Source organism: Streptomyces sp. NPDC050528 (assembly GCF_044457795.1).
Classification (GTDB): domain Bacteria; phylum Actinomycetota; class Actinomycetes; order Streptomycetales; family Streptomycetaceae; genus Streptomyces.
The window spans coordinates 377,734-401,746 of sequence record NZ_JBITHH010000010.1; the positions used below are offsets into that span (position 1 = coordinate 377,734).

Annotated in this window: 20 protein-coding genes and 1 pseudogene; 16 read left to right on the forward strand and 5 right to left on the reverse strand. The window is 70.2% G+C overall.

The window, feature by feature from the left end; translation table 11 throughout:
• Positions 1-9: 9 nt before the first annotated feature.
• Positions 10-450 (reverse strand): annotated as a pseudogene (locus tag ACIBK4_RS33105) (methyltransferase domain-containing protein); the annotation flags it as partial.
• Between the two features lie 248 nt (positions 451-698).
• The gene (locus ACIBK4_RS33110) at positions 699-1,184 is read right to left on the reverse strand and encodes an RrF2 family transcriptional regulator (protein WP_399000800.1); all 486 of its coding nucleotides are present in this window, start codon (positions 1,182-1,184) and stop codon (positions 699-701) included.
• A 156-nt stretch (positions 1,185-1,340) separates the two neighbouring features.
• Between ACIBK4_RS33110 and ACIBK4_RS33115 the strand changes: the two genes are divergently transcribed.
• Positions 1,341-2,078, forward strand: coding sequence for an SDR family oxidoreductase (locus ACIBK4_RS33115; protein WP_399000680.1), 738 nt, complete (start codon positions 1,341-1,343; stop codon positions 2,076-2,078).
• 5 nt (positions 2,079-2,083) lie between these two features.
• On the opposite strand, the gene ACIBK4_RS33120 is transcribed toward ACIBK4_RS33115, so the two are convergent.
• A complete protein-coding gene (locus tag ACIBK4_RS33120) occupies positions 2,084-2,932 on the reverse strand; it encodes a helix-turn-helix domain-containing protein (protein ID WP_399000802.1) in 849 nt (282 codons plus the stop codon).
• A 174-nt stretch (positions 2,933-3,106) separates the two neighbouring features.
• Here ACIBK4_RS33120 and ACIBK4_RS33125 point away from each other — a divergent pair, with 174 nt between their 5' ends.
• A complete protein-coding gene (locus tag ACIBK4_RS33125) occupies positions 3,107-3,841 on the forward strand; it encodes an SDR family oxidoreductase (protein ID WP_399000682.1) in 735 nt (244 codons plus the stop codon).
• A gap of 26 nt (positions 3,842-3,867) precedes the next feature.
• Here the strand turns inward: ACIBK4_RS33125 and ACIBK4_RS33130 are convergent, their stop codons facing one another.
• Entirely contained in the window at positions 3,868-4,728 is an 861-nt protein-coding gene (locus ACIBK4_RS33130) for a hypothetical protein (RefSeq protein WP_399000684.1), read from the reverse strand.
• A 98-nt stretch (positions 4,729-4,826) separates the two neighbouring features.
• Entirely contained in the window at positions 4,827-5,375 is a 549-nt protein-coding gene (locus tag ACIBK4_RS33135; RefSeq protein ID WP_399000686.1) for a cysteine hydrolase family protein, read from the reverse strand.
• A gap of 124 nt (positions 5,376-5,499) precedes the next feature.
• Here ACIBK4_RS33135 and ACIBK4_RS33140 point away from each other — a divergent pair, with 124 nt between their 5' ends.
• The 14 genes from ACIBK4_RS33140 to ACIBK4_RS33205 all read left to right on the forward strand — a co-directional run bounded on the left by ACIBK4_RS33140 (position 5,500) and on the right by ACIBK4_RS33205 (position 24,009).
• The gene (locus ACIBK4_RS33140; protein WP_399000688.1) at positions 5,500-6,120 is read left to right on the forward strand and encodes a TetR/AcrR family transcriptional regulator; all 621 of its coding nucleotides are present in this window, start codon (positions 5,500-5,502) and stop codon (positions 6,118-6,120) included.
• A 19-nt stretch (positions 6,121-6,139) separates the two neighbouring features.
• Positions 6,140-6,625 (forward strand): GNAT family N-acetyltransferase, encoded by a 486-nt coding sequence (locus tag ACIBK4_RS33145; RefSeq protein WP_399000690.1) that lies wholly within the window; start codon positions 6,140-6,142, stop codon positions 6,623-6,625.
• A gap of 3 nt (positions 6,626-6,628) precedes the next feature.
• Entirely contained in the window at positions 6,629-7,162 is a 534-nt protein-coding gene (locus tag ACIBK4_RS33150) for a GNAT family N-acetyltransferase (RefSeq protein WP_366437176.1), read from the forward strand.
• A 15-nt stretch (positions 7,163-7,177) separates the two neighbouring features.
• Positions 7,178-8,287, forward strand: coding sequence for a hypothetical protein (locus ACIBK4_RS33155; protein ID WP_399000804.1), 1,110 nt, complete (start codon positions 7,178-7,180; stop codon positions 8,285-8,287).
• A gap of 46 nt (positions 8,288-8,333) precedes the next feature.
• Positions 8,334-9,101 carry a TIGR03936 family radical SAM-associated protein gene (locus ACIBK4_RS33160; RefSeq protein WP_399000693.1) on the forward strand — a complete coding sequence of 256 codons (768 nt, stop codon included), beginning with the start codon at positions 8,334-8,336 and terminating at the stop codon, positions 9,099-9,101.
• Between the two features lie 262 nt (positions 9,102-9,363).
• Positions 9,364-13,386, forward strand: a complete 4,023-nt coding sequence (locus ACIBK4_RS33165) for an Rne/Rng family ribonuclease (protein WP_399000695.1) — start codon at positions 9,364-9,366, stop codon at positions 13,384-13,386.
• Between the two features lie 230 nt (positions 13,387-13,616).
• Complete coding sequence (rplU, locus tag ACIBK4_RS33170; RefSeq protein WP_006374708.1) at positions 13,617-13,937, forward strand: 50S ribosomal protein L21; 321 nt, start codon at positions 13,617-13,619, stop codon at positions 13,935-13,937.
• A gap of 14 nt (positions 13,938-13,951) precedes the next feature.
• Positions 13,952-14,206 (forward strand): 50S ribosomal protein L27, encoded by a 255-nt coding sequence (gene rpmA / locus ACIBK4_RS33175; RefSeq protein WP_019063244.1) that lies wholly within the window; start codon positions 13,952-13,954, stop codon positions 14,204-14,206.
• A 145-nt stretch (positions 14,207-14,351) separates the two neighbouring features.
• Complete coding sequence (gene obgE, locus ACIBK4_RS33180; RefSeq protein WP_399000697.1) at positions 14,352-15,788, forward strand: GTPase ObgE; 1,437 nt, start codon at positions 14,352-14,354, stop codon at positions 15,786-15,788.
• Positions 15,789-16,013: 225 nt separating this feature from the next.
• Positions 16,014-17,564, forward strand: coding sequence for an alkaline phosphatase D family protein (locus ACIBK4_RS33185; protein WP_399000699.1), 1,551 nt, complete (start codon positions 16,014-16,016; stop codon positions 17,562-17,564).
• Positions 17,565-17,675: 111 nt separating this feature from the next.
• Entirely contained in the window at positions 17,676-18,851 is a 1,176-nt protein-coding gene (locus ACIBK4_RS33190; RefSeq protein WP_399000701.1) for a hypothetical protein, read from the forward strand.
• A gap of 148 nt (positions 18,852-18,999) precedes the next feature.
• Complete coding sequence (locus tag ACIBK4_RS33195) at positions 19,000-20,493, forward strand: SDR family NAD(P)-dependent oxidoreductase (RefSeq protein WP_399000703.1); 1,494 nt, start codon at positions 19,000-19,002, stop codon at positions 20,491-20,493.
• A 59-nt stretch (positions 20,494-20,552) separates the two neighbouring features.
• Positions 20,553-22,637: a hypothetical protein gene (locus ACIBK4_RS33200; RefSeq protein ID WP_399000705.1), complete on the forward strand. Its 2,085-nt coding sequence runs from the start codon at positions 20,553-20,555 to the stop codon at positions 22,635-22,637.
• 187 nt (positions 22,638-22,824) lie between these two features.
• Entirely contained in the window at positions 22,825-24,009 is a 1,185-nt protein-coding gene (locus ACIBK4_RS33205) for a glycosyltransferase family 2 protein (protein WP_399000707.1), read from the forward strand.
• Positions 24,010-24,013 lie beyond the last annotated feature (4 nt).

The window sequence follows — 24,013 nt, forward strand, 5'->3', positions numbered from 1 at the left end:
GTTCTCGGCGGCCATCGGCTTGGACGCCCGTACGGCGGCGGAGTGCATGCCGTCCGCGACGGGGTGCGTGGGTGTGACCGTGATCCCGATGTCCGTGAATCCGGCCCCTTCGAGACCTTGCCGGTACTCCGCGAAGGACAGGGCGCCGGCGACGCAGCCGACGTAGCCTCCGCGCTCGGCGTGCCGCGTCGCGGTCCGGGTGTCGTCGGCGACGACGGCGGGCTTGTCGGTGGACAGGCTGACGACGCAGTCGGAGATCACGACGTCCATGGTGCCGCCGGGCAGCGGGATCGCCTCGACGGTGCCCTTGAGGAACTCCACGTTGGTCACCTCGGCCTTGTCGGCCTTCTCGGCGTCGGCCAGGGCGAGTTGGAGCATCTCGTCGGTCATGTCGAGGCCGTAGGCCCTGCCGGTGGGGCCGACCCGGCGGGCGGAGAGCGGGACGCCGATGCGCTTGTGTCGGCTCCGCTGGACGGGGACCGGGCGGTCGACCTGGCGCGGATCTTCAAAGCCCTGGGGGCCCGGTCCTACTGGGTGCCGCCAGGGGTTCGGGACCACTCGTGACGATGGTGGTCGGTTCCGGCATCCAGGCGGCCGAGCTGTCGCGGCGGATTCGCGGACCGGTGGGGGAGTCGACCGGATGACGGCGAGCGTCCGGACGGCGTACAGGCCGGGATCGTCGCCTTCGGCGGCGAGCGTCAGCCGCCCTGCCCCTCCGTCGAGGTCAGCCACACACCGACCCCCGCCAGCGTCCCCTCCCCGGAGTCCGATTCCACGTCGCGGGCCAGGTCGGCGATCGTGACGGAGCGGAGGGCTTCCCGGCGGGCCGACTCGGCCGCCGCCATCGTGCGGGAGATCGCGCACGGTGTCGTGCAGGCCTCGCGTGGAGTGGCCATCGGGCCGCGTTGGCGGATCTCCGTGCAGACGAAGGCCGGGTCGGGGCCGTCGATCGCCTCGACGACATCGAGGACCGTGATCGACGTGGGGGAGCAGGTCAGGACGTAGCCGCCCGACTTGCCCTGGACCGAGCGGACCAGGCCGGAGCGGGAGAGGGCCTGGAGCTGTTTGGCGAGGTAGGTCGGGGACACGTCGTGGAACTGGGCCAGGCGGGCGGCCGGGACCGGAGCCTCCGTCGAGGTCAGGACAACGCAGCAGTGCAGGGCCCACTCGACTCCGCCGGACATCTTCACTCAGCCATTTTACTCAGACCCCCGTTGACTCGGACATGCATTGTCCGAGTAGTATCTCGGATAGAAAGTGTCCGGGTTTGGTTTCGGGGTGCCGTCGCGATTGGGCGGCGGTACATATCGGACGTCAGTCATCTACGGAAGGCGTAGGCCATGAAGATCGCAGTCATCGGCGGTACCGGTCTGATCGGGTCCCAGGTCGTGCGGAACCTCAACGCGGCGGGGCATCAGGCCGTGCCGCACTCGCAGTCCACCGGCGTGGACATCATCAGCGGCGAGGGGCTGGAGGCGGCCGTCGCGGGCGCCGACGTAGTCGTCAATCTCACGAACTCACCGACCTTCGACGACGCCTCGATCGGCTTCTTCCAGACGTCGATGGACAACCTGCTCGCCGCGAGCGAGAAGGGCGGGGTCGGGCACTTCGTCATCCTGTCCATCGTCGGAGTGGACCAGGTGCCGGGACTCGACTACTACCGGGCGAAGGTCCTTCAGGAGGATCTCCTCAAGGGCGGGCCGGTCCCGTACTCGATCGTCCGCGCCACCCAGTTCATGGAGTTCATGGACGCGACCCTTGCCATGACCACCGACGGCGACACCGTCCGGCTGCCGCGTACGCCGATCCAGCCGATCGCCGCCGCCGAGGTCGCCGCCGTCGTCGCCGAAGTCGCCGCGGGCACCCCGCTGAACGGCGTCCTCAACATCGCGGGCCCGGACGTCTACCCTCTCGACGAACTCGGCCGGCTCACCCTCACCGCGAAGGGCAGCGCCGACTCTGTCGTCACCGACGACGCCGCCGGCATGTTCGCCGTCGCCCCCGGTGACGTCCTCACCGCTCCGGACGGCGCCCGCATCACCGCCACCCACTACACGGACTGGCTCGCCGGGCGGTAACTCGCTTACGGCAAGGGTGTGTTGGGGGTTCCGGCCGCGTGCAGGGACCCCAGCCGGGCCAGCGCCGCCGCGTCCTCCGTGTCCGGCTCGGCCGTGCCGACCAGGAGGCACTGGCCGGGGGCGCTCTGCACGTCGAACGTCTGGTACGTCAGCGTGACGCGGCCCACGTCCGGGTGGTTGAAGGTCTTGGACTGGCGGCCGGGGCGGCTGACGCTGTGGTTCTGCCAGAGCGTCGTGAACTCCTCGCTGCCGTCGAGGAGTTCGGCGATCAGGGAGCCGAGTTCGCGGTCGTCCCGGTCGTGGCCCGTGGCCAGGCGGAGCGCCTCGGCGGAGCAGCGGGCCACGTGCTCCCAGTCGGCGAACAGGTCCCGGGCCGCCGGGTCCAGGAAGAGGGAGCGGACCATACGGTGGCGGTCGCCCAGGGGTGCCAGGAGCGCGTCGGCGAGTGCGTTCGACGCGAGGACCTCCAGGCGCCGGTTGATGACGTACGCCGCCGCCGTCGGGAACGCGTGCATCAGTCGGCGCAGCGCCGGGTCCACCTCGTCGGACGGCTCGGCGGGGACGGGCCTCGGGACCAGGCCGGCCAGGCGGTACGCGTGCCAGCGGGCGTCCGTGTCGAGGCGCAGGGCGCGGGCGATGGCGTCGACCACCTGGCCCGACGGGCTGCGCTCGCGGCCCTGCTCCAGCCGGGCGTAGTAGTCGGCGCTGACCCCGGCCAGCACGGCGACCTCCTCGCGCCGCAGCCCGGCCACCCGGCGCGCCCCTGAACTGGGAAAACCCACCTCGGCGGGCGTCAGCCGGGACCGCCGCGCACGCAGGAAGTCACCGAGCGCGTAGCCGTCCGTACCGTCCATGCCGTCCATTCCAAAAGCCTACGGCGGTCTCGCCTCCCCGCTCCCGCTTCCTGGGAGTGGCACACCCCGGAAGCCTCGTCCTGCCTCATCGGGCCGATCCCGTCGATGCTCGGACAGCACGGAAGACGCGGTGGACCACCGCCGCGTGATCGGCTTTCCTCCAAGGGGTTGCACATGACCACCACCGTCCCGTCCAAGGCCGTCCTGATCACCGGCGCGAGCAGCGGTATCGGCGAGGCCACGGCCCGGTTGCTGGCCGCGGCGGGGCACCGGGTGTTCCTCGGTGCCCGGCGCGCCGACCGCCTCGCCGCCGTGGTCAAGGACATTCAGGCGGCCGGCGGCACGGCCGACCACCGCGAGCTGGACGTGACCAGCCTGGAGAGCGTGCGGGACTTCGTCGCGGCCGCGCGGGAGTCCTACGGCCGGGTCGACGTGCTCGTCAACAACGCGGGGGTGATGCCCCTGGCGATGCTGGAGGCGCTGAAGGTCGACGAGTGGAACCGCATGATCGACGTCAACATCCGCGGTGTGCTGCACGGCATCGCCGCGGTGCTGCCCGTCATGCGGGAGCAGGGCGCGGGGCACGTCGTGAACGTCGCCTCCGTCGCCGGGCACCGCGTCGATCCCACCGCGGCCGTCTACTGCGCCACCAAGTACGCGGTCCGCGCCATCTCCGAAGGCCTGCGGCAGGAGAGCCGCGACCTGCGCGTCACCGTCGTCAGCCCCGGCTTCACCCGCACGGAACTGACCGACAGTATCGGCGACTTGGGCATGCGTGCGGTCGCCGAGGACATGATGGGCATCGCCATCCCGGCCACCGCGATCGGCGAGGCGATCGTCTACGCCGTCAGCCGGCCCGCCGACGTCGACGTCAACGAGATCGTCGTCAGGCCTACGGCGCAGGGCTGAAGTCCCCCCGGGGGCACGGGAGTTGGTCAGCCCCGGGTCGGTGAGGCGGAGCTAGAAGCCGGTGGGTAACTCGGGTGCAGTGACGTGGAGAGCGGGGACAGCCCTGCGCACAGCGACGTGGGGAACGCGGGCTCCGCGCGCTGGATGGCCGCGCAACCGCCGGCCGCGCTCTCCGCGATCGGTGCCCAACCGGCGGGCTTCGCACGGAAGAACCAGCGGTCGCCCAGCCGGGACGCGCAGCCGGCCGGGGACGCGGTGGTGTCACCGCAGACCGGGCCCGTCCGCCAGGAGAAGTCCAGGACCAGCCACTTGCCGTCGCAGTGTTCCGCGTCGCGGTACGTGTGCATGGGGGCGTCGGCCGCGATCAGCGCCTGGTCGTAGGAGGCGCTGGTGCAGCCGGTGGCCGGCGGGTCGCAGCCGAGTTCCCCGCACAGCCGCAGGGCGGGCAACTTGGCGCCGTCGGCGGTGAATTGAGTGTCGTCGTCGACGACGAGTTTCTGGTTGTCCAGAGGTTCGGGCAGCCGGATCCGCGTCGAGACCGTACGTTCCCCGGTGCAGCCGGAGCGCTTGTCCCCCGAGGGCGAGGAGAAGGTGATCTGGACCCACACGGTGTTGTGCTCGGCGGCGGTGCGGGCGGCCTTGAGCGCCCGCACGCACGGGTTCTTGCCGTCGGGTACCTGTGCGGTCAGGGTCAACGTGCGCTGATCGTCGGCCAGTTGGGCCGCCGTGACCTTGAAGGGCTCGGTCGTGGTCCAGGGGATCGCCCCGGTCGCCGTCGCGTCGTCCGAGCCGCCCGCCGCCTCCGTACCGCAGCCGCCGAGAAACAGTACGGCTACGGCGCAGAGGGCGGCGACCAGTGCCGCCCCGCGTGATCTCTCTGGTCCCACGAGCGCTCAATTCCCCCGGTTCGTATGGGCGTTGACCCCGGCCCATCGAGTGATGGCGGCACGTACGGGTCTCAAGTACGCCCATCAATATAGGGAGTTCAGTGCGCGGCGACCCAGTCCGCCACCGTCGTCACGTCCGCCTGCATCGGGAACACCTTCTCCGTGAGGACGCGGTGGACCTCCGGGTCGTTGTCGAGGCAGCCGTCGGACAGGACGGTGAGGGTGAAGTCCAGGTCGGCCGCCTGGCGCAGGGTGGACAGGACGACGCCGCTGGTGGCGATGCCCGTCAGGACCAGGTGGTCGATGTCGTTCGCCCGCAGGACCATGTCGAGGTCGCTGCCGGCGAACGCGCTGACGCGGCGCTTGGTGACGAGGATGTCGCCGGGTTCGGGGGCCACGTCCGGGTGAATCTCGTTGGCCTGGGCGGCGGCCGCCGGCAGGGTGACACCCGCGAGCCTGCCGAACAGCTTGTTGCGGGGGCTGATCTCCGGGGCGCCGGGGCGGAATCCGACGGTCACGTAGATCACGCGGACGCCGTTCGCGCGGGCCGTCTCGATCGCCTTGCGCAGGCGCGGCAGGTAGTCCGGGTCGGGGTAACGGTCCACGATCATGCGCTGGACGTCCATGACGAGGAGGGCTTCGGACATGGCTGTCCTTCCGTGAGCTGGGTGCTCGGTCGCTAAGTCATCAGGTGATTACTTGCCTAACGTAACCATGCCCTGTAGTCATGTCAACGAGTGATTACTTGAGCTGGTCGAGGGAGGTTGCCTGGTGGCGGGTGACGTGAACGAGGTCGACGGACCCCGGCGGCGGGACGCGGCGGCGACCCGGCAGGCGCTGCTGGAGGCCGCGAGCAGTCGGTTCACCCGACTCGGGTACGACCGCACGACGTTGCGAGACGTCGCCGCCGACGTCGGGGTCAACTTGGCGCTCATCAAGCGGTACTTCGACTCGAAGGAGGGGCTGTTCAAGGCGGCCCTCGCCTCAACTCCCCGATTCCTGGGCCGCGATGAGGAGTTCCCGCACGACCGGGCCGGTCTCGCCGAGGCGCTCAGTCACCAACTGTCCGCCGGTGCCTGGCCGGAGTTCGGCGAACACCCCGTCCTGATGCTGCTGCGCGGCTCCGGCGACGAGCGCGTGGACGCCCTGCGCCGCAAGGCCCTGGACGAGTTCAGCCGCCAGATCCTCGAAGCGTCCGGCGAGGGCCCTGCGGGGGAGGACGACGAACGCCTGCTGCGCGCGGAACTCCTCGTCGCGCTCGGCGTGGGCGTCGCCGTCGTACGCTCCGCCGTGGGCCTGCGCCCCCTGCGGGACGCGACCGCCGACCAACTGGCCGCGCCCCTGCGGGAGATCGTCGACGCGCTGCTGGCTCCCCCTGCCGACGACCGCTGAACTGCCGCACAATGCACGGGTGGACGACATCGACATCACGATCCGCCCCGCCGAACCCGCCGAGCTGGACGTCGTCGCGGGGCTCCGGTGGCACTGGATCCTCGAAAACGGACATCAACCCGTCACCACCTACGAGGAGTTCGTCCGGCACTTCGTCGACTGGGCGGCGGAGAACACCGGTTCGCACCGGTGCATGGTCGTCGTACGGGACGACGTGGTCATCGGCATGGCGTGGCTGGCCGTGGTCCAGCGGGTGCCGAGTCCGCGTGCCCTGCGCCGGGCCAGCGGTGATCTGCAGTGCGTGTACGTGATCCCCGAGGAGCGCGACAGCGGTGTCGGCGGACGGCTCGTGGAGGCGCTGCTGTCCCGGGCCCGCGACCTCGGCCTCGAACGCGTCACCGTGCACTCGTCACCCCGGGCGATCCCGGCGTACGCCCGCCGAGGCTTCACCTCCTCGCCCCGGCTCCTGCACACCCGCGTCGGCCGCAGCGACCCCTACCCTTGACCGATGCCTCAACTGATCCTGCCCGACGCCCGGTTCCGGGTCTCGTTCCTGGACGCCGTGTACGAGCACCTCATCGAGGACGACTTCTTCGGCGGCACCCTCGCGCGCGAACTGCGGGAACACGGCAGCACCTGGCGCCGGCCGGCCGGCTTCGCGCGGTACGTCGAGTCGGTGCGCGAGGAGGAGGCGGAGGACGGACGCCGGCCGGAGGGGTTCGTGCCCAGCACCTGGTACTGGTACGTCGACGGCGACACCTACCTCGGCCGCATCCAGATACGCCACCGCCTCACCCAGTGGCTCCTCGACTACGGCGGCCACATCGGCTACGGCGTCCGGCCGGGCGCCCGGCGCCGCGGGCACGCGACCGCGATGCTCCGCGATGTCCTGCCGCACGCCGAGGCGCTCGGCCTGGATCCGGTCCTCGTGACCTGTGACACCACCAACATCGCGTCCCGCAAGGTGATCGAGGCCGCCGGCGGGAAGTTCGCGGACGAGCGGGACGGGAAATTGCGGTACTGGATCCGGACGGGGAGCTGAGGCGTCTTGCCCGGTATGGACGCCCCCGGAAAATTCGAGAAGCCGCCCGTACGGCCGTCGCCGCAGCCACCCGAGGGGTGTCTCGCGGTCGCGATCCGCGTCCCCGTGCGGATCGTCGTGCTCGTGCTGGTCGTGCCGGTGCGGCTGGTGTGGGACGGCCTGGTGGCCGGCGGACGGTTGCTGTGGCGGACCGTGCTGCGGCCGGTGGCACGCGCGGTGTTCGTGTGGCCGTGGGTCGCGCTGTGGCGGTACATCGTCGTGCCGCTCGTCAAAGCGCTCGGCCGGCTCACCAAGGTCCTTGTCGTCGTGCCGCTCGTCTGGCTGTACCGATACGTGCTCACCCCGGTCGGGCAGGCCCTCGCCTGGATCGCCCGGCAGCTCGGGAGCGGGCTGGCATGGGTCTACGCGCGCGTGCTCACTCCCGTCGGGCACGCGTGTGCGTGGGTGCTGAACGGGCTGGCCGCCGGTGTGGCGTGGGTCGTCGGCGGGGTGGCCGCCGGCCTGGCCTGGCTCGGGCGGTATCTGTTCGTCGTGCCCGCCGGGTGGCTGTACGCCTGGATCCTCACGCCGGTCGGGCACGCGATCGCCTGGTGCGGGCGGGGAGTCGTGTGGCTGCTGAGGGCGCTCGGTACCGGGGTCGGTGTCCTCCTGTACTGGACGGCCCGGATTCTGCTCGTGCTGCCCGCGATCGGCCTCTGGCGCTGGGTGCTGACGCCGGTCGGACGCGTGCTCGCCGTCGTCGGGCGCGAGGTCTGGGACGCCCTCGGGCACGCCTGGCGGATCGCCGGGCACATCTCGCGCGCCGTGGGGCGGGTGCTCGGGACCCTCTTCCGGTGGATCTTCGTGGAGCCGGTGAGCTGGGTGTACCGGACGATCCTCACGCCGGTCGGACACGTCGTACGGGACCTGGTGCTGCGGCCCGCCGCCGAGGCCGCGCGCGCTGTGGGACGGGTCACCCGGCAGGTGCTGACCGCCGCGCGTGAATCCGCCCGGCAGGCCCGCGCGGACTTCCGGCGGATGGTTTTCGGCGAGCCGAAGGTGCCCCGGCCGGTGGAGCGACGGGAACCGATGGACGACGACACACGTACTCTTGGTAGAAGTACGACCGTTCTCACGAAGGACTAGGACACTGGGCAAGCGACAGCCCGAAGGCCCGCCGCCCGCACCCGCGGTGCAGCGCATCCGACTGCGCTACACCAAGCGCGGCCGCCTCCGGTTCACCAGCCACCGAGACTTCCAGCGCGCCTTCGAGCGTGCGCTGCGCCGCGCCGAGGTGCCGATGGCGTACTCGGCGGGGTTCACACCGCACCCGAAGGTGTCGTACGCCAATGCCGCACCCACCGGCACGGGCAGTGAGGCGGAATACCTGGAGATCGCGCTCACCGCCGAGCGCGACCCCGACAAGCTGCGCGAGCTGCTCGACGAGTCGATGCCCGTGGGCCTCGACATCATCGACGCGGTCGTGGCCCGGACCTCCGGGCTCGCCGACCGGCTCACGGCTTCCGTGTGGGAGCTGCGGCTCGACGGGGTGGCGCCCGAGGACGCCGAGCGCGCGGTGGCCGCGTTCAACGCGGCCGAGAGCGTCGAGGTCCAGCGCATGGCCAAGAACGGCATGCGGACGTTCGACGCCCGCCCCGCCGTAGCGCATCTTGAGACGATCGGTCCACAGGCTGATAGGCCTACCGACCAGGCCTGTGCGATACTGCGGCTGGTTGTTCGGCACGTGACGCCTGCCGTTCGACCCGACGACGTCCTGTCCGGTCTTCGCGCCGTGGCCGACCTGGCGCCGCCGGTCGCCGCAGCGGTGACCAGGCTGGCGCAGGGGCTGTTCGATGAAGAGACCGGCACGGTGACCGACCCGCTCGCGCCCGACCGCGAGGCAGCAGTGACCGCGAACATCACGGTCGCGGAAGCTGCCGCCGCGAAGGCGCCGGCGTAGGGAAGGTTCCGCGTAGGACGGACGTCGTAGCGTCGCCCTCGGACTCGGGAGCCACCTGGGTCGGGCAGCGCACCGACCACAAGACTTTCGCCAGGCCGTCCGCATCTGGGCGTACGGAACCGGCGAGACAGGACACAGAGAGCTCCCGTGCGGCGCCCGCGCCCCGGACGGCGGCACCGCGCAACGCGCGAGCCGCGGACGTCACCGGCATCCCTGCCGGACCAGGCGCGGCGCCCGGGAGCCTGACGGGAGAAACGCCCGCATGCTCGAACCGACCGAACCCGCCGAGGGTTCCGAACTGAACACCCCGAGCGACACGCTGCCGCCGCGCCGCAGGCGCCGCGCCGCGTCTCGCCCGGCGGGACCGCCGACCGGCGCCGAGGGCGCGGTCGAAAGCGGCGCTCCGGCCATACCGGCCGAGGTGAGCGAAGCAGAAGAGAAGAGCGGGGCCGACGAGAGTGTCGAGGCGCCCGCTGCCGTAGAGACACCTGCTGTCGTGGCGGCACCTGCCGCCGTCGAGACGCCTGTGGCGGACGAGGCGGCGCCTGCCGGGCGTACGCGTCGGCGTGCCACCCGTCGGGTGTCCGCGCCCGCCGGTGCGCCCGAGGCTAGTGAGGTGCCCGAGGCGGCCGAGATCGTGGTGCCGGCCGTTGCCGCCGCCGCGCCTGCCGCAGCAGAGGAAGACGCGGCGCCTGTCGTGTCCGACGAGGATGCGGCTCCGCGCCGCGGCCGCCGTCGTGCCACGCGCCGGGTGACCGCGCCCGAGACCGTTGCCCCGGCTGCCGTGGTGGAGCCGGAGGAGAAGCCCGAGGCCGCGCCTGTCGTCGCCGAGGCGCCCACCGTCGTAACGGAAGAGGCTGCCGCGCCTGCCGGGCGTACGCGTCGGCGTGCCACCCGTCGGGTGTCCGCGCCTGCCGGTGCGCCCGAGGCCGTTGAGGCCGCCGAGAGCACCGAAGCGATCGTGGCGCCCGCCGCCGTCGTTGCCACCGAAGTGACCGAAGGTTCCGCCGCTGCCGCGTCCGACGAGGATGCCGGGCCGCGTCGGAGCCGTCGTCGCGCCACGCGCCGTGTGTCCGCGCCTGCCGGGACGCCCGTGGGCGAGGAGGCCCCTGTGAACGACGAGAACACCGCGGAGACGAACGAGGTTCCGGCCGAGGACTCCGGGCCGCGTCGTCGGCGCCGGGCCGTGCGGACCGCCGCCGGCGGGTTCTCCGCGCCCGCGCCCAAGAACGGGAACACCGCCGAGGAGGAGGACGGACCGCGCCGCCCGAGGCGGCCCGCCGTGGCCGTGTTCCAGGCGCCCGTCTTCACCGAGCCGATGTTCCAGACCCCGGAGCGGGCCGCCGCGGCCGCTGCCGCCGAGGCCGTGGAGGACGACGAGGAAGAGGTCGTCGTCGTAGCGGAGCCGGTCGCGGTCGAGGTCGTCGAGGAGGAGACCGGCGGTCGCCGTCGGCGTCGTCGCCGGGGTGCCGCCCCCGAGGCGGAGCCCGAGGCCCCGGTCGTCGTCGAGACCGCCGTGGAGGAGGAGCCCGACGAGGCCGAGGACTCCGCCGACGGTGACGAGGCTGAGGAGACCGGTTCGCGCCGCCGCCGTCGGCGTGGTGGCCGGCGTCGTCGTCGTGGCGAGTCCGCCACCGGTGAGGACGAGGGCGACGACAGCGACGAGTACGCCGCCGAGCAGGTCGCCCAGGATGCCGAGGACACCGCCGAGCAGGTCGAGGAGGACGCCGAGGAGGCGGACGACGACCAGGGCGGTTCCGGGTCGAGCAGCAGCCGTCGCCGGCGCCGTCGGCGCCGTCGCGCCGGTGACTCGGGCGGCGAGAGCGAGGCGCCCGCGTCGGCGGACGACCCCGAGCGCACCGTCGTCAAGGTCCGCGAGCCGCGCGCCAAGAAGGACGACCACCCCAGCGACGAGGTGCAGTCCATCAAGGGCTCCACGCGCCTTGAGGCCAAGAAGCAGCGCCGCCGCGAAGGCCGCGAGCAGGGACGCCGCCGCGTCCCGATCATCACCGAGGCGGAGTTCCTCGCCCGCCGCGAGGCCGTCGAGCGCGTGATGGTCGTCCGGCAGAGCGGCGAGCGCACGCAGATCGGCGTCCTGGAGGACGGCGTGCTCGTCGAGCACTACGTCAACAAGGAGCAGTCGACCTCGTACGTCGGCAACGTCTACCTGGGCAAGGTCCAGAACGTGCTGCCCTCCATGGAGGCCGCGTTCATCGACATCGGCAAGGGGCGCAACGCCGTCCTGTACGCCGGTGAGGTCAACTTCGAGGCGCTCGGCATGGCCAACGGGCCGCGCCGCATCGAGTCCGCCCTGAAGTCCGGCCAGTCGGTCCTCGTGCAGGTCACCAAGGACCCGATCGGGCACAAGGGCGCGCGTCTGACCAGCCAGGTCTCCCTCCCGGGGCGCTACCTCGTGTACGTCCCCGAGGGCTCGATGACCGGCATCAGCCGCAAGCTGCCCGACACCGAGCGGGCCCGGCTGAAGACCATCCTCAAGAAGATCGTCCCCGAGGACGCGGGCGTCATCGTGCGCACCGCCGCCGAGGGCGCGAGCGAGGACGAGCTGCGCCGTGACGTCGAGCGGCTGCAGGCGCAGTGGGAGGACATCCAGAAGAAGGCGAAGAGCGGCGGCGGCTCGAACGCGCCGTCCCTGCTCTACGGCGAGCCGGACATGACCGTCCGCGTCGTGCGCGACATCTTCAACGAGGACTTCACCAAGGTCATCGTCAGCGGCGACGAGGCGTGGGACACCATCCACGGCTACGTCGCGCACGTCGCCCCGGACCTCGCGGACCGGCTGTCCCGCTGGACCTCCGAGGTCGACGTCTTCGCGACGTACCGCATCGACGAGCAGCTGATGAAGGCGCTGGACCGCAAGGTCTGGCTGCCCAGCGGCGGTTCGCTGGTCATCGACAAGACCGAAGCGATGATCGTGATCGACGTCAACACCGGCAAGTTCACCGGTCAGGGCGGCAACCTCGAAGAGACCGTGACCAGGAACAACCTGGAGGCGGCCGAGGAGATCGTGCGCCAGCTGCGGCTGCGCGACCTGGGCGGCATCGTCGTCATCGACTTCATCGACATGGTCCTGGAGTCCAACCGGGACCTCGTCCTGCGGCGCCTGCTCGAATGCCTGGGCCGAGACCGTACGAAGCACCAGGTCGCCGAGGTCACCTCGCTCGGCCTGGTCCAGATGACCCGCAAGCGCGTCGGACAGGGCCTCCTTGAGTCCTTCTCCGAGACCTGCGTCCACTGCAACGGCCGCGGTGTCATCGTGCACATGGAGCAGCCGACCTCGGTCGGTGGCGGCGGCAAGCGCAAGCGGCGCGGGCGCGGCGGTGACGGCACCGGGCAGGACGTCCACGACACGCACGAGCACGACCACGAGCACGATGTGACCGACGACGAGGTCGAGACGGAGGCGGAGGTCGCCGCCGAGGTCGCCACACCGGTTCCGTTCGCCGAGCCCGAGTTCCGGCCCGACGAGGACCTGTACAGCAGCGCCGCCGAGGCGGAGGCCGCGGCCACCCGTGGCGGGCGTTCGCGGCGCCGGACGAGCCGGCGGGCGTCGGCTCCGGCCGGTGCGCCGAGGAACGAGCGGCAGTCGCGCGAGGTGCGTGAGGAGGCCGAGCCGGCCGCTGTCGCGCAGGCCGAGCCCGTTGCCGTGGAGGACCCGGTTGTCGAGGCTCCTGTGATGGAGGAGACCCCGGCGCCCGCGTCCGCGCCTGTCGTCGAGGCTCCGGTGGTCGACGATGCCGCGCCCAAGGGCCGTACGCGGCGCCGGGCGACCCGTAAGGCGACCGCGCCCGCCGGTTCGCCGGCCGGGTCCGAGGAGGCCGCCGTGGTGACGGTGACCGAGGCCGCTCCGGTGGTCGTCGAGACGCCGGCGCCCGTCGAGCAGCCCGAGGCGCCCGCGCCCGTCGAGAGCGCGGCTCCGGCCCGCCCCCGGCGTCGTGCCGTGCGCAAGGCGACCGCGCCGACCGCGTCCGAGGAGGCGGCCGTGACGGTCGTACCGTCGGCCGTGGTGGAGGCACCGGTCGTCGAGGCCGAAGCCGATGCAGAGGCTGCGGCTCCGGCCAAGAAGACGGCCGCTCGCAAGGCCGCCAAGAAGGCTCCGGCGAAGAAGGCGGCTGCCAAGAAGACGGCGGCCACCAAGACCGCGGCCAAGAAGACGGCCGCGAAGAAGACGACGGCCAAGAAGGCCGCCAAGACCACGTCGAAGAAGACCGCGGCGGCGGAGCAGACGAACCCGTCCTCCGTCACCGCCTCCACCGACGAGGGCTGAACCCCGGGCGGGTGCGGCTGGTCCGTGTGACCAGTCGCACTCCCCACCGGGCCCGGTTTGACCCGTTCGGCTGCGGCCCCGTAACCTTGACTGTCGGCGTGTCCACTGGTGACACGCCACATCCCCGTAAACCTCTTCCTCCCGGGCGTGTTCCGCCGGGAGAGGCCGTCTGCTCCGCAGGGCGGCTGGACTGCGGGGGTGCCGTCCCTGAGCTAGAGAGTGAGATCCGCGTGTACGCCATCGTGCGCAGCGGTGGTCGCCAGCACAAGGTTGCTGTCGGCGACATCGTTGAGGTTGACAAGATTTCCACTGCCAAGGTTGGCGACACGGTCGAGCTCTCGACCCTGCTCGTTGTCGACGGCGACGCTGTGACCAGCGACCCGTGGGTGCTGGCCGGCATCAAGGTCCAGGCCGAGATCGTGGACCACCACAAGGGCGTCAAGATCGACATCCTTCGGTACAAGAACAAGACCGGTTACCGCCGTCGTCAGGGCCACCGCCAGCAGTACACGGCGATCAAGGTCACTGAGATCCCCGCGGCTGCGAAGTAAGGGACTGAGGAGAGATGGCACACAAGAAGGGCGCATCGTCCACCCGGAACGGTCGCGACTCCAATGCCCAGCGGCTCGGCGTGAAGCGCTTCGGCGGTCAGGTCGTCAACGCTGGTGAGATCCTGGTCCGCCAGCGCGGCACCCACTTCCACCCCGGTTCGGGCGTCGGCCGTGGCGGCGACGACACGCTGTTCGCGCTGAACGCCGGTGCGGTGGAGTTCGGTACGCACCGTGGCCGCAAGGTCGTGAACATCGTTCCGGTCGCCTGACACATCAGGTAGCTGATCGGAAGCTTTCGCGAGGCGGACCTCACTTCCCTTCCGGGAAGCGGGTCCGCCTTTCGCGTGTTTCTACTGGTAGCAGCACGTGGCTGCACCCCCAAGACTTTCTTGTACGTAACTGGAGGCACATCCCATGACCACCTTCGTGGACCGCGTCGAGCTGCATGTCGCCGCGGGTAACGGAGGCCACGGCTGTGCCTCCGTCCACCGTGAGAAGTTCAAGCCGCTCGGCGGCCCGGACGGCGGCAACGGCGGAAGGGGCGGTGACGTCATCCTCATCGTCGACCAGTCCGTGACCACGCTCCTCGACTACCACCACTCCCCGCACCGCAAGGCCACCAACGGCAAGCCCGGCGAGGGCGGCAACCGCTCCGGCAAGGACGGCCAGGACCTGGTCCTGCCGGTGCCGGACGGCACAGTCGTGATGGACGGCGCGGGCAATGTCCTCGCCGACATGGTCGGCCACGGCACCTCGTACGTCGCCGCACAGGGCGGCCGGGGCGGTCTCGGCAACGCGGCGCTGGCCTCGGCCCGCCGCAAGGCACCGGGCTTCGCGCTCCTCGGCGTCCCCGGTGACCTCCAGGACATCGTCCTGGAGCTGAAGACGGTCGCCGACGTGGCCCTGGTCGGCTACCCGAGCGCCGGCAAGTCCTCGCTGATCTCCGTACTGAGCGCGGCCAAGCCGAAGATCGCCGACTACCCCTTCACGACCCTGGTCCCGAACCTCGGCGTGGTCACGGCCGGCGAGACGGTCTACACGATCGCCGACGTCCCCGGTCTCATCCCGGGCGCGAGCCAGGGCAAGGGCCTCGGCCTGGAGTTCCTGCGCCACGTGGAGCGGTGCAGCGTCCTCGTGCACGTCCTGGACACCGCGACGCTGGAGTCCGAGCGCGACCCGGTCTCCGACCTCGACACGATCGAGGAGGAGCTGAAGCAGTACGGCGGCCTCGACCGGCGCCCGCGCATGGTCGTCCTGAACAAGATCGACGTACCGGACGGCAAGGACCTGGCCGAGATGGTGCGCCCCGACCTGGAGGCGCGCGGCTACCGCGTCTTCGAGGTGTCGGCGGTCGCGCACACGGGACTCCGGGAGCTCTCCTTCGGGCTCGCGGAGGTGATCGCCGCGGCGCGTGCGGCGAAGCCGCAGGAGGAGGCGACCCGGATCGTCATCCGCCCGAAGGCGGTCGACGACAGCGGCTTCACCGTCGTACAGGAGGAGGACGGCCTCTTCCGCGTGCGCGGCGAGAAGCCCGAACGCTGGGTCCGCCAGACCGACTTCAGCAACGACGAGGCCGTCGGCTACCTCGCCGACCGCCTCAACCGCCTCGGTGTCGAGCAGTCCCTGATGAAGGCGGGCGCCCGCTCCGGCGACGGCGTCGCGATCGGCCCCGAGGACAACGCGGTCGTCTTCGACTGGGAGCCGACGGTGATGGCCGGCGCGGAGATGCTGGGCCGGCGTGGTGAGGACCACCGCTTCGAGGCCCCGCGCCCGGCGGCACAGCGCCGCCGCGACAACCAGGCCGAACGGGACGAGGCGACCCAGGAGTTCAACGACTTCAAGCCGTTCTGAACGACCCGCCCGGCGCCTCTCGCGCGCCGGTGATCGCCCGTCAGGCGTGAAGATCATTCGCCGCCGTGACCAAAGTGGCTGAGACCCGTTGCTCTCGAAGTAACGGGTCTCTTGCTGTGCGCTTGTTTGTCATGGACGCGATACTTACTGTTCAACGGGCGGGACTCCGCGCACTGTGAGGCTTCCAAGTGACCCAAGAGGCCAACGTCGCAAGGGAGTTCACCGATGACCGGAGCCGTATCACCCGATCGACGACGTTTTCTCGCGGCCGGGGCGGCTGTGCTGGGGGCCGCCGCCTCCGCCCAGCTCTGGTTGCCCACTTCCGCCCGAGCTGCCGAAACGCCTTTGCCCGACGGTGTGTTCAGCCTCGGCATCTCCTCCGGGGACCCGCTGCCCGACGGCATCGTGCTGTGGACGCGGCTCGCCCCGGACCCGCTGAACGGCGGTGGGATGCCGGACCAAGTGGTCCCCGTGGAATGGGAGATCGCCGAGGACGCCCGTTTCAGAAAGAGCGTGCGCCGCGGAATCGCCCCCGCGCGGCCCGAGTACGGGCACAGCGTTCACGTGGATGTACGGGGGCTGCGGCCCGGCCGTGACTACTGGTACCGGTTCCGCGTCAGCGGGCAGATCTCCGCCACCGGACGCACCCGTACCGCGCCCCACGCGAACAGCTCCGGCGGCCGGCTGCGCGTCGCGCTCGCCTCCTGCCAGAACTGGCAGAACGGCTACTTCACGCCGTACGCCGACATGCTGGCCCAGGACCCCGACTTCGTGCTCTTCGTCGGTGACTACATCTACGAGTCGGCGCCCTCGGGCGGGGGCCCGCGTCGGCACGAGGGGACCGGGGAGCCGTACAGCCTGGTGCAGTACCGCAATCGGTACGCGCAGTACCGCACCGACCCCGACCTGCTCGCCATGCACGCCAACACCCCCTGGGTCGTGACCTTCGACGACCACGAGGTGGACAACGACTGGGCGGGGGAGGTCCCGCAGGACCCCGACAAGCAGTCGCACGACGCGTTCGTCGCGCGGCTGACGGCGGCCTTCCAGGCGTACTACGAGCACATGCCGGTACGGGCGAGCGCCGTACCGAACGGGCCGCACATCCAGATGTACCGGCGCCTCGAATTCGGCCGGCTGATGCGCCTGAACGTCCTCGACACCCGGCAGTTCCGCAGCGACCAGGCCACCACGCAGGCCGGCGCCGAGGACCCGGCGATGACGATGATGGGCGCCGAGCAGAAGGCGTGGCTGCTCAGGGGGCTGAAGCACTCGCCCGCGCGCTGGAACGTCATCGCCTCGCAGATCATGATGGCCGAGACGGACACCCTGCTCGGCGCGGGCAAGCAGTGGTTCTACGACGCCTGGGACGGCTACCAGGTCGAACGCAACGCCCTGCTGGAGGACTTCAAGTCCGTCCGCAACCCCGTGGTCCTCAGCGGCGACCGGCACCTCACGATGATCAGCGATCTGAAGGAGGACTTCGCCGATCCGGACTCCGACGTCGTCGGCGCCGAGTTCGTCGGCACGTCCATCTCCAGCAACGGCGACCAGGACCAGGCCGCCTTCCACGCCCAGTGGGACCCGCTGATGGCGGACAACCCGCACTGGAAGGTGATCGACGCCCACCGCGGCTACCACCTGTTCGACATCCGGCGCGACGGTATCGACGCCCAGGTGCGGGTCGTGGACACCGTGGTCAAGCCCACGGCCACGCCCAGCACCTATGCCTCACTCCGGGTGGAGTCGGGCGACCCGGGCGTCACCGTCGTATAGACGTTGTCGTAGAGAAATTTGTGAACCCTGTGTGACCGGAGCCTGGGACTCATCTGTGTCCCAGGCTCCTCTCAGGTCAAACTCAGGAACAACTCTTACCGTCCGTTAACCATGGAGACGGATTGTATTAAGGAAGCGCTGCCCGTCGGGACCCGGCTGCTGCACATCGGCCCGCACAAGACCGGGACCACCGCCATCCAGGGCGCGCTCTTCGCCGCGAAGGACACGATGCCCGAGCACGGCGTCGACTTCCCCGCGCACAGCAGGCACCCGATGGAAGCGGCCCTCGCCGCCTGCGCACGGCCCGCGATGATGGGCGACACCGTGCCCACCGACAAGCACTGGACGCGCCTCCTCGACGCCGTGCGGGCCACCGGCGACCGCACCTCGGTGATCAGCAGCGAGTTCTTCGCCGACGCCCAGGACGACGAGACGCTGGCCAGGATCGTGGAACAGCTCGGCGGCGAGCGCGTGCACATCCTGATCACGCTGCGCCCGCTGGCGCGGATCATGCCCTCGCAGTGGCAGCAGTACGTGCAGAACGGCCTGCGCATGGGCTACGACAACTGGCTGGAGCACATGCTCCGCAAGGCGCCGTACGAGCAGCCCAACCCCAGTTTCTGGCGGCGGCACCGGCACGACCGGCTGGTCGAGCGCTGGGCCCGGGTCGTGGGTCCCGAGCGCGTCACCGTCGTAGTCGTCGACGACAGTGACCGGGACGGACTGCTGCGCACCTTCGAGACGCTGCTCGGACTGCCCGAGAATCTTCTGCAGCCGGTTCCGGACGCGGCGAACCGTTCTCTTACCCTCGCCGAGACCGAAATGCTGCGGAAGCTCAACGTGGAATTCCGCGGCAATGGACTCCCCGACGAGCTGTATTCCAAGCTCGTGCGCAACGGCGCGGTCATGCATATGAAGAATGCGTGCAGCCCGACCGCGCAGGACGTGAAGATCACCACGCCTCAGTGGGCGGTCGAGGCGGCGGGCGCGATCGGTGCCGAGATGGCGGGGACCATTGCCGCCACGGGCGTACGGGTCGTAGGGGACACGGCCCTGCTGTCGGCCGTACCCGAGGCCGCGTCGGGGGCCGTGGGGAAGGCGGCCGGGGTGCCGCGGATCGCTCCCGAAGTGGCCGCGCAGGCGCTCTACGGGGCGCTCGCGGCGGCCGCTTCGGCGCCCGTGCGGCACAGTGCGCCGGCGAAGGCGCGGACGGTTCACCAGACGTCGTCGAAGGAACTCGTGCGTGTTCTCGGACACCGTTGTCTGAAGAAGCTCCGTCGCCGCTGAAGCGTCATCGTTCGGTTACCAGCAGTGCAAGATGAATGACAGGTGTCGCGCACATATGCGGTGGAGGTCACTCGCCTTGCACTGCGGTAACCGCGAGTGGGACCATTTGCGAGTTCCCCCGTTGTCCCGAGGTAGGTCAAGGTCACCTGTGTCGCACATAGCCAAGCCCCGCACCACCGCAGTGATCCTGGCCGGCGGTACCGGCCAGCGGGTGGGTCTCTCGATCCCCAAGCAGCTGCTGAAGATCGCCGGCAAGGCAGTCATCGAGCACACCCTGACCACCTTCGAGAACGCCGACTCGATCGACGACATCATCGTGCTGATGGCGCCGGGCTACGTCCCGGACATCGAGAAGATCGTCGCCAAGGCCGGCTTCAAGAAGGTCACCCGGATCATCGAGGGCGGCTCGACGAGGAACGAGACCACCGAGCGCGCCATCGCCGCGCTGGGTGAGGGCCTGGCCGAGGGCGAGGACCGCAACGTCCTCTTCCACGACGCCGTGCGCCCCCTGCTCTCGCGGCGCGTGATCGACGACTGTGTGATCGCCCTGGAGCGCTTCCAGGCCGTGGACGTGGCCATCCCGTCCGCCGACACCATCATCGTGACCCGCACGCACGGCGACGACGGCGAGTTCATCACCGAGATCCCGGACCGCTCCCGGCTGCGCCGCGGCCAGACGCCCCAGGCGTTCAAGCTGTCGACGATCCGCCGCGCCTACGAGGTCGCGGCCGGTGACCCCAACTTCCAGGCCACGGACGACTGTTCGGTCGTCCTGAAGTACCTGCCGGACGTGCCGATCCACGTCGTCGCGGGCGACGAGTACAACATGAAGGTCACCCAGCCCGTCGACGTCTTCATCGCCGACAAGCTCTTCCAGCTCGCCTCCACGGCCGCGCCCGAGCAGGTCGACGAGGCCGCCTACCGCGAGCTGCTCACCGGCAAGACGCTGGTCGTCTTCGGCGGCTCGTACGGCATCGGCAAGGACATCGCCGAGGTCGCCGAGGGCTACGGCGCCACGGTGTACGCGCTGGGCCGCTCGACCACCGGCACGCACGTCGAGAACCCCGAGGAGGTCGACGACGCGCTGTCCAAGGCGTACGGCGAGACCGGGCGCATCGACTACGTCATCAACACCGCGGGCGTGCTGCGCATCGGCAAGCTGGCCGAGACGGACAACGCGACGATCGAGGAGGCGCTGAAGGTCAACTACCTGGCGCCCGTGCAGATCGCCCGTTCCGCGTACAAGTACCTGGCCGAGACCAAGGGCCAGCTGCTGCTCTACACCTCCAGCAGCTACACGCGCGGCCGCGCCGAGTACAGCCTGTACTCCTCGACCAAGGCCGCGATGGTCAACCTCACGCAGGCCCTGTCCGACGAGTGGGCCGGCGACGGCATCCGCGTGAACTGCATCAACCCGGAGCGCACCGCCACCCCGATGCGCACCAAGGCCTTCGGCCAGGAGCCCACCGGCACGCTGCTCTCCTCCGAGGCCGTGGCCCGCACCTCGCTCGACGTGCTGCTGTCCGAGCTGACCGGCCACGTCATCGACGTCCGCCAGCAGGACCCGACGGCCGGCGCGGCCAGGGCGTCCGGCTTCGAGGCCGCCCTCGCCTCGGTTCTGGACGTCCAGGACGGCGTTTAATTAAGCCTGCTTCTGAGATCCCGGTAAATTACTCGAAACCCCCAAGAGCAGGTTTATCAGTGATTTCCACCGCTATTCGCGTGGCCAGAGTGGGCAGCGCGGCTGAGCTGGCCGCCGCCGCCCTCATGATGCTGGGATACCCGGCCCTCATGCTGGCCGCCCTCATCCCGAGCGTGCCCGCCTTCGCCGCCGCGGCCGTCGTCACGTACGTCGCGGACCACTACCTCCACCGCCAGGCCAGCTACCTGATCAACCGTCTCAGCAAGGTCAGAGCGGGCCTCTCCATCCGCTTCCTGATCCGCCAGCTCCTGCTGATCCTGCTGCTGGCCCGCATGAACCTCTCCGACAACCTCATCTTCTACGGCGCGATCGCCTGCTTCATCGCCTTCTACGGCCTCCAGGCCCCGCACGGCGCGGTCGTCACCCTGATCCGCAACCGGCGCCGGATGCCGGTCGCCACCCGCAACGTCGACCTCGGCGCCCGCATCCGCATCCCGGACGCCCCGAAGTTCGGCCTGCTGGAGCGCTCCGCCGAGAAGATGCTCCACCTCGACCTGTTCGCCGTCGTGGGCCTGCTGATCTCGGCCCAGCTCGACTCGGCCGTCGCGGGCTTCATCGGCATCGGCGTCACCCTGGTCCTGGGCAGCCTCTACGTCCTCGCGCTCCTGCCGTACATAAGGGGCACGAAGATCCCGCCGACGCCGGAGGTCATCCTCGCGGCCGTCGACGACTGGCTGCACGAGTACAAGCCGCAGACGGTGCTCTACTTCTCCGGCTCCAAGGACTCGGCGTACCAGGTCAACATGTGGCTGGAGACCATGGAGGAGCTGGACACCCGTCCGCTCGTCCTGCTCCGCGAGCGGGTCATACTGCAGAACCTCGCGTCCACGAAGGTCCCGGTCATCTGCGTCCCCGGCGGCGTGCACCTGATGAACCTGGACCTGTCGACCGTGCGCGTCGCGCTCTACGCGGCGAACGTCGGCAAGAACATCCACCTGCTGCGCGTCCCCACCATGAAGCACGTCTTCATCGGCCACGGCGACAGCGACAAGCTGGCCAGCGTCAACCCGTTCAGCAAGGTCTACGACGAGGTGTGGACCGCCGGCCGCGCGGGCCGCGACCGCTACGCCATCGCCGACGTCGGTGTCCGTGACGACGACATCGTCGAGGTCGGCCGCCCCCAACTCGCCCCGATCCAGACCTGGCAGGGCGTCCCCGACGGCCGTATCCCCACGGTCCTCTACGCCCCCACGTGGGAGGGCTGGGACAACGACCCCGGCAACACCTCCCTCCTGAGGGCCGGCGAGAACATCGTGAAGAAGCTGCTCAAGGCCGACCCGCCGGTGCGCGTCCTGTACAAGCCGCACCCCTTCACCGGCACGGTCAGCCCCGCGGCCGGCTCCGCGCACCGCAAGGTCGTCGCCCTCGTCGAGAAGGCCGCCGTCCAGCGCGCGAGCGACCCCCGCTTCACCGCCGACGCGGCCGTCCAGACGAAGGCCAAGGCCGATCTGGCCCGCATCGAGGCCCGCATCGCGGAACTGACCGGCGGCGGCGCCGACAAGGCCGACGAGGCCGAGCAGACCCGTGACGGTGTGGTCGACCTCGCCAAGTACGAGGAGATCGCCCGGCTGCGCGCCGAGTGGAACACCGCGTACTGGAACTCCTTCGGCACTTTCGAGCACCGCGTCATCTCGGGCGCCGAACCGCGCCTGTACGATTGCTTCAACGTGTCCGACGCGATGGTCTCCGACATCTCCAGCGTGGTCTCCGACTTCATCGCGAGCGGCAAGCCGTACGCGGTGACGGACTCGGCGGCGCTGGGCGTGGAGGAGTTCAAGCGGCAGAACACGGCGGTGCGTGCCGCGGTGATCCTGTCCAACAAGGCGTCGGAACTGGGCGAGTTGCTCGCGGCGGTCCGCACCCCGGACGCCGACCCGATGGCCGAGGACCGCAAGGAACTCAAGGAGTACCTGCTCGGTCCGGACGAGCCCACGTCCATCCAGCAGTTCAACACCGCGGTGGGAAACCTGGCGGCCAAGTCCGAGACCCGCAACGTCGGCCAGGAGCGGGCGGCGGCGAGCGGTGACGGGGCGAGTCCGCAGTCGGCCGAGGCGCATCTGTCGGCGGACCCCACGGTCGGCTGACCCGCACGCGTCGGAACCCGCACGCGTCAGAACCTGGTCGAGTCAGAACTTGGTCAAGAAGAGCCCGGTTTTTGGGGAGTGATCCTCGAAAACCGGGCTCTTTTGCGTATCCCCTGCTGACGAAGGACAACCGATCCACTCGGTCGGCCGTCTTGTAGATGGCGATTCAATGGACAAAGGGGGGCGCGTGACCGTGCCGCAGCCTGATGTGACCGTGGTCATCGGGGCGTACGAGGCGATGCCGTACCTCGTCGAGTGCCTGCGCTCGGTCGAGGCGCAGACCCTGGACCCGGCCCGGATCGAGGTCGTCGCCGTGGACGACGGTTCGACGGACGGCACGGGGGAGTACCTGGAGGAGTTCGCGGCCCGCGCCGCGACCCACGTCACCGTGATCCGCCAGGAGAACTCCGGCGGCCCCAGCTCCCCGCGCAACGTCGGCCTCGGCAAGGCGAGCGGGCGCTACGTCTTCTTCCTCGACGCCGACGACCGGCTCGCCCCGGAGGCGCTGGAGCGCATGGTCGCGATGGCCGACCGCAACGGTACGGACGTGGTGCTCGGCAAGGTCGAGGGCATCAACAGGGTTCCGCCGAAGGCCGCGTGGGTCGAGACGCTGGAGCGTACCGACGTCTTCCACTCCAACATCAAGTTCACGTTGAGCGCGCAGAAGCTGTTCCGGCGGGCGTTGTTGGAGAAGCACAGCATGCGGTTCGACGAGTCGCTGTTCACCGGCGAGGACGCGCTGTTCACGATGGAGGCGTATCTCCGGGCCGACGGCGTTTCCGTGATCGCCGATCACATCTGCTACTACCTGGTGGGCCGGGACGACGGCAAACACGTGACGAAGAGCGGGAGTTACACCCTGCGCTTCGACTCCGCGCGGGCGTTGATGAACCTCATCGCGGAGATGGTCCCGCCGGGGGTGGAGCGGGACAAGCTGATGGTCCGGCCGTTTCTGGTGACCTTGCTGCCGCAGTTCGGGCCGAAGTACGCCAAGGACAGCGAGGAGGTGCGGCGCCACAAGTTCGAGTTGGCGAAGCCGTTGATGGCGGCGCACTGGACGGACGAGGTGGCGGTACGCCTCAAGGTCGACGAGCGGCTGCGGTTGCACTTGGTCGCGCAGGAACGCCCCGAACTCCTCCTGGATGTCGTCGAGTTCATCAAGTCGAAGAAGCGTCCTGACGCCGTCCTGGAGAGGGGTGGCCGACGTGTGTACCTGGCGTATCCCCACTTCCGCTCCGCGTCGGCCGGGCTGCCTGACTCCGTGTACCTGGCGGAACCCCGGGAGGCCCGAGAGGTTGAGGGGTACCGGGAGGGGGCGGTTTTGCTCCGCCGGGTCACGAGGAAAGCACGTCGGATGTTGAGGGTCGGTTGAGTTC